Consider the following 6,223-nt stretch of genomic DNA (forward strand, 5'->3'; position numbering starts at 1 on the left):
GCACGCGACCCAGCGGATCGCGGCCGCCGCCATCCCGCTGCCCGTCGCAACCGCGTCCGCCAGCGCCGTAGCCGCAACGGCGCGACCCACGCCGGAGGCGCCCGCCCCGGTCTCCGGGCTGACTCCGGTGACGCTGCCGAACACGTCGCAGCTTGCGAAGCCGTCCCGGTCCCCTGTGCGCGTCGCCGGCCCCTGGTGCCCGCCGGGCCGCGTCGTCGGCGCCGGGGCCGGGTTCTGCGAGATCAACTGAAGCCGCGGGTCCGACGCCGGAGCGCACCGGGTCGCCGAGGGTGGGCCGGGGCTGCCCTGTGAGGCGCCTCTGCGCAGCCCATCGCGCGCCGGCCTCTTTTAGATGCGGCCTGCGATATTTACCTCTATAAGCCCGGCCAACTCAGCCAAGGCCAGCCGTCTGCGGGAGACCGCAGACGGGCTTTCCCGTTTGCAGGTTCACGATGCTCGGTGCCCTCGCCAAGAAGATTTTCGGCTCGTCGAACGACCGGCGCGTGAAGGGCTATCGTCCCCGCGTCGCCGCGATCAACGAACTCGAAGCCGAGATCCAGGTCCTGTCCGACGAGGCCCTGCGCGCCCGCACCGACATGCTGAAGGCGGAACTCGCCGCCGGCAAGAGCCTCGACGACATCCTCGTTCCCGCCTTCGCCACCGTGCGCGAGGCGGCCAAACGCGTGTTCGGCCAGCGCCACTTCGACGTGCAGTTGATCGGCGGCATGGTGCTGCACGAGGGCGGCATCGCCGAGATGAAGACCGGCGAGGGCAAGACTCTCGTCGCGACGCTGCCGGTCTACCTGAACGCGCTGTCGGGCAAGGGCGTCCACGTCGTCACCGTCAACGACTACCTCGCGGCCCGCGACGCCGAGTGGATGGGGCAGGTCTACCGCTTCCTCGGGCTCACCGTCGGCACGATCGTGCACGGCCTCGACGACGAGCAGCGCAAGGACGCCTACGCCTGCGACATCACCTACGGGACCAACAACGAGTACGGCTTCGACTACCTGCGCGACAACATGAAGTACGAGATGTCCCAGCTGGCGCAGCGGGGGCACAACTTCGCGATCGTCGACGAGGTCGACTCGATCCTGATCGACGAGGCGCGCACGCCGCTGATCATCTCAGGGCCGGTGGACGACCGCTCGGAGCTCTACGTCACCGTCGACGCGCTGATGCCGATGCTGGTACCGGCCCACTACGACCTCGACGAGAAGCAGCGCACCGTCTCGCTCACCGAGGAAGGCAACGAGTTCATCGAGGATGCGCTCCGCGACGCCGGCATCCTCAAGGAGGGCGACCTCTACGACGGCCACAACGTCACCATCGTCCACCACGTGAACCAGGCGCTTCGCGCCAACACCCTGTTCACGCGCGACAAGGACTACATCGTCAAGAACGACGAGGTGGTGATCATCGACGAGTTCACCGGCCGCATGATGCAGGGCCGGCGTTACTCGGAGGGCCTGCATCAGGCGCTCGAGGCCAAGGAGCGGGTGACGATCCAGCCCGAGAACCAGACGCTGGCCTCGATCACCTTCCAGAACTTCTTCCGGCTCTACGAGAAGCTCGCAGGCATGACCGGCACGGCCTCGACCGAAGCCGACGAGTTCGCCGAGATCTACAAGCTCGAGGTCGTCGACATCCCGACCAACAAGGAGGTCGAGCGCGTCGACGAGGACGACCAGGTCTACCGGACCGTCGAGGAGAAGTACGCCGGCATCATCGAGGAGATCGAGACGGCGCATGCGCGCCATCAGCCGATCCTCGTCGGCACCGGCTCGATCGAGAAGTCGGAGCTGATCGCGGAGCTGCTGAAGAAGGCCGGCTTCACCCTGCTCGACTATTCCGACCCGAACGCGCTGACCGACGTCTACGCCGCAGCCCGCGAGGGACGCGTGACCAAGCGCTTCGCGGTGCTGAACGCCCGATTCCATGAGCAGGAGGCCTACATCGTCGCCGAGGCCGGCGTGCCGGGCGCGATCACCATCGCCACCAACATGGCCGGCCGCGGAACCGACATCAAGCTCGGCGGCAACGTCGAGATGCGCGTCGAGAAGGAGCTCGCCGGGCTTGAGGACGGCCCGGAGCGCGACGCCCGGGTCGCCGCGATCAAGGCCGAGATCGCCGAGAACCGCACCAAGGTGCTGGCGTCGGGCGAGCCGGCCAACCCCGAGGCCGGCCGCAAGAAGGCGCTTCCGGGCGGCCTCTACATCATCGGCACCGAGCGCCACGAATCGCGCCGCATCGACAACCAGCTTCGCGGCCGCTCCGGCCGCCAGGGCGACCCCGGCCGCTCCAAGTTCTTCCTGTCGCTGCAGGACGACCTGATGCGGATCTTCGGCTCCGACCGCATGGACGGCATGCTGCAGAAGCTCGGCCTGGAGCAGGGCGAGGCGATCATCCACCCCTGGATCAACAAGGCGATCGAGAAAGCGCAGCAGAAGGTCGAGGCGCGCAACTTCGACATGCGCAAGAACGTGCTCAAGTACGACAACGTCATGAACGACCAGCGCAAGGTGGTGTTCGAGCAGCGCCGCGACTTCATGGGCCAGGACAGCGTTGCCGAGACCGTCGAGGAGATGCGCCAGGCGACGATCGACGACCTCGTCGCGACCCACATCCCCGAGAACGCCTACGCCGAGCAGTGGGACGTGGTGGGCTTGCGCGAGCGCGTCACCGAGGTCCTGAACCTTCAGGAGCCGATCGAGGATTGGGCGAAGGAAGAGGGCATCGCCGACGAGGAGATGCGCGAGCGCCTGAAGAAGGCGGCCGACGCCGCCTACGCCGCGCGCTCGGAGAAGAACGGCGCCGAGGTGATGACCTACATCGAGAAGCAGGTGCTTCTCCAGACCCTCGACCACCTCTGGCGCGAGCACCTCGTGACCCTCGACCACCTGCGGCAGGTGATCGGTTGGCGCGGCTTCGCCCAGCGCGACCCGCTGAACGAGTACAAGTCCGAGGCCTTCGACCTGTTCAATGGCCTCGTCACGCAGCTGCGCGAGCAGGTCACCAGCCAGCTCTCGCGCGTGGAGATCATGTTCCAGGAGCCGGAGGCGCAAGCGAACCCGTTCGGCCAGTCCCCCGGCCTGTCGCAGATGTTCGCCCAGCACCTCGACCCGGTCACCGGCGAGAACGAGATGGACCGTGACGGCCGCGGCTCCGGCAGCGACGGCGGCGGCGGACCGGCCTACGGCTACGCGGCGCAGGGGCTCTCGGCCGACGGCGCCGTGCTGGAGCGCGACCCCGACGACGCCACCACCTGGGGCCGCGTCGCCCGCAACGAGCCCTGCCCGTGCGGCTCGGGCAAGAAGTACAAGCACTGCCACGGCAGCTACTCGGCCTGAGAGGGCGATTCTCCCTGCGCCTCTGCGGCAAAGGGAGAATCGCAGCGGGTATCCATGACGACCGTCTTCATCGCGGGCGCCGGCACCGAGATCGGCAAGACCTACGTCACGTCGGCGATCGTGCGGCGGCTGCGGGCCGACGGGCGTGACGTGCGGGCGCTGAAGCCCGTCGCGAGCGGCGTGCCGCCGGTGGGCGACCCCGGGTTCGCGGACAGCGACACGGCGCGGCTCCTGGCGGCGCAGGGTGTCGCGGTGTCGGAAAATTCGGTCGCGGCCTGCTCGCCCTGGCGCTACGCGGCGGAGCTCGCCCCTGACCAGGCGGCGGCGCTGGAGGGCCGCACGCTGGAACTCGAGGCGGTCGTCGCCTGGTGCCTCGAGCGGATGGAAGCCGAGGCCGGCACGCTGCTGATCGAGGGCGTCGGCGGCCTGATGAGCCCGGTCACCCAGGAGGCGACCGGCCTCGGCTGGCTCTGGTCGCTGGCCTGCCCCGCCATCCTGGTTTCGGGCAGCTACCTCGGGGCGATCAGCCACACGCTCACGGCCTACGAGACCTGCCGCGCCGCCGACGTGCCCGTGCTTGCGATCGTCGTCAACGAGAGCCCCGGCGCCCCGACGCCGCCGGAGACGGTCGCCGAGGCGATCGGCCGCCATGTCGAGGTGCCGGTGATCGTGATCGCTCGCGACGCGCCCTGCCCCGACGCGCTCGCCGCCCTGGTCTGACGCCCGGCCGACACACATCCTCGCGATCGTCGGCCACGGCGCACGGTTCCGATGGACGGGCGACCGGCGCCTGCTAGCGTCGCGCCAAGAAACGACGAGGGCGCCCGGTGAGCGAAAGTCATGACCGCGCGGAGGGCGGCGCGAAGCCTTCCGCCGCGCAGGGGTTCCGCCCCGCCCTGCTGCTCGGCGCGCTCGGCGTCGTCTACGGCGACATCGGCACCAGCCCGCTCTACGCCTACAAGGAGGCGGTCCGCGCCGCGAGCGGCGGCGGCAACGCCGACCCGATCGCGGTGGTCGGCGCCGTCTCGCTGATCCTGTGGGCGCTGATCCTGATCGTCTCGCTGAAGTACGCGGTGCTGATCCTGCGGGCCGACAACGGCGGCGAAGGCGGCATCGTCGCGATGCTGGCGCTGCTCGGCGCCCGACACGCCAAGCCGCGCTCGTGGCAGGCGTTGCTGCTCGTCGTCGGGCTGATCGGCGCGGCCTTACTCTACGGCGACGGCGCGATCACCCCGGCGATCTCGGTGCTGTCGGCGATCGAAGGCCTGAAAGTCGATGCTCCCGCGCTCGGCCGCTACGTCGTGCCGATCACCATTGCGATCCTCGTCGCGCTGTTCCTGGTGCAGAGCAAGGGCGTCGCCTTCATCGGGAAGATCTTTGGTCCGGTGATGCTGCTGTGGTTCCTCGTCCTCACGCTGATGGGGCTCGGCGGAATCCTGCACAAGCCGGAGATCCTGGCCGCCGCCAACCCGCTGAAGGCGGTGGAATTCCTGTTCCATGCCGGCTGGCACGTCAGCTTCGCGATGCTGGGCGCGGCCTTCCTCGCCGTCACCGGCGGCGAGGCGATGTATGCCGACCTCGGTCATTTCGGCGCCCGGCCGATCCGCATCGCATGGTTCGCCCTGGTGCTGCCGGCGCTGGTGATCAACTATTTCGGCCAGGGCGCGCTGCTGCTGGCCTCGCCCGACGCGATCGAGAACCCATTCTACCGGCTCGCGCCGGGCTGGGCGCATTACCCGCTGATCGGGCTCGCCACGATGGCCACGGTGATCGCCTCGCAGGCGATCATCTCGGGCGTCTTCTCGCTCACCCAGCAATCGGTCCAACTCGGCTTCCTGCCGCCGATGCACATCGTCCAGACGGCGTCCGAGGAGCGCGGGCAGATCTACGTGCCGGCGGTGAACTGGCTGCTCGCGGCGGCCACCATCGCCGCCGTCGTTGTGTTCGAATCCTCGGACGCCCTCGCCGGCGCCTACGGCATCGCCGTGTCGCTGCTGATGGCGATCACCACGCTGCTCGCCGCGCTGATCGCCCGCAAGTGGGGCTACAACCTCGTCGCGATCCTCGCGGTGAACGGTTTCTTCCTGGTGATCGACCTCGTCTTCCTCGGGGCCAACAGCGTAAAGCTGTTCGAGGGCGGCTGGTTTTCGCTGGTCCTCGCCGGCATCGTCGCGCTGATGATGCTGACGTGGCGGCGCGGCAACCAGCTCGTCGAGGAGGCGCGCGCCGGCCTGCGGCAGCCGGAGGACGCGTTCCTCGCCGGGCTCCAGCACCGCGACCTCGTCCGGGTGCGGGGCACCGGGGTGTTCCTGTCGGCGGCGACGCACGGCATCCCGCTGCACCTGTCGCGCTTCGTCGAGCGCAGCCATGCCCTCCCCGAGCGGGTGCTGATCGTCTGCGCCCAGTACGAGGAGACCCCGACGGTGCCGCGGGACGAGCGCGGGCACGTCACGATCCTCGCCCCCGACTTCTACCGGGTGACCCTGCGCTACGGCTTCATGGAGGACGCCTCGATCCCCGACGGGTTGGCCTGCGCCGTCGAGCACCGCCGGCTGCCGCCGCAGATGCTCGACGACCTCACGGTGTTCATCGGCCACGAGACCATCATCCCGAAGAACGACCACCGTGGCATGCAGCCCTGGCGCGAGAGCCTCTACGCCTTCATGCAGCGAAACGCCGAGCGCACAGGCGCCTTCTTCGGCGTTCCGACCCGGCAGGTGGTGGAGGTGGGGACCGAGATCGAGATCTAGCAGGCTGCTGCAGAAGTCTGGCGTGGCGCTCGATTTGGATCGTCAGGGCTGTTTTTCGAGATCAGCCCACCTCGACGCGGCTCGATCCGCCAGCTTCGATGGTACTCCAGGTCGCGGGCTGCG

The 6,223-nt window shown here is 69.0% G+C and carries 3 protein-coding genes and 1 pseudogene; all 4 read left to right on the forward strand.

Annotated elements, in window-relative coordinates; all coding sequences use genetic code 11:
* Positions 1–250: pseudogene (locus FV229_RS27680) on the forward strand (hypothetical protein); the annotation flags it as partial.
* A 202-nt stretch (positions 251–452) separates the two neighbouring features.
* Positions 453–3,350 carry a preprotein translocase subunit SecA gene (secA, locus tag FV229_RS24490; protein ID WP_147754446.1) on the forward strand — a complete coding sequence of 966 codons (2,898 nt, stop codon included), beginning with the start codon at positions 453–455 and terminating at the stop codon, positions 3,348–3,350.
* 54 nt (positions 3,351–3,404) lie between these two features.
* On the forward strand, positions 3,405–4,070 hold the full coding sequence (bioD, locus tag FV229_RS24495; RefSeq protein ID WP_147754447.1) for a dethiobiotin synthase: 666 nt from the start codon (positions 3,405–3,407) through the stop codon (positions 4,068–4,070).
* 176 nt (positions 4,071–4,246) lie between these two features.
* The gene (locus FV229_RS24500; RefSeq protein ID WP_187275272.1) at positions 4,247–6,100 is read left to right on the forward strand and encodes a KUP/HAK/KT family potassium transporter; all 1,854 of its coding nucleotides are present in this window, start codon (positions 4,247–4,249) and stop codon (positions 6,098–6,100) included.
* Positions 6,101–6,223 lie beyond the last annotated feature (123 nt).

Source organism: Methylobacterium sp. WL120 (assembly GCF_008039465.1).
Lineage (GTDB): Bacteria > Pseudomonadota > Alphaproteobacteria > Rhizobiales > Beijerinckiaceae > Methylobacterium > Methylobacterium cerastii.

What these genes read in the sequence shown, in the direction of transcription:
- bioD (WP_147754447.1), top strand. Translation starts at nt 3,405, where the DNA reads ATGACGACCGTCTTCATCGCGGGCGCCGGCACCGAGATCGGCAAGACC.
- secA (WP_147754446.1), top strand. Translation starts at nt 453, where the DNA reads ATGCTCGGTGCCCTCGCCAAGAAGATTTTCGGCTCGTCGAACGACCGG.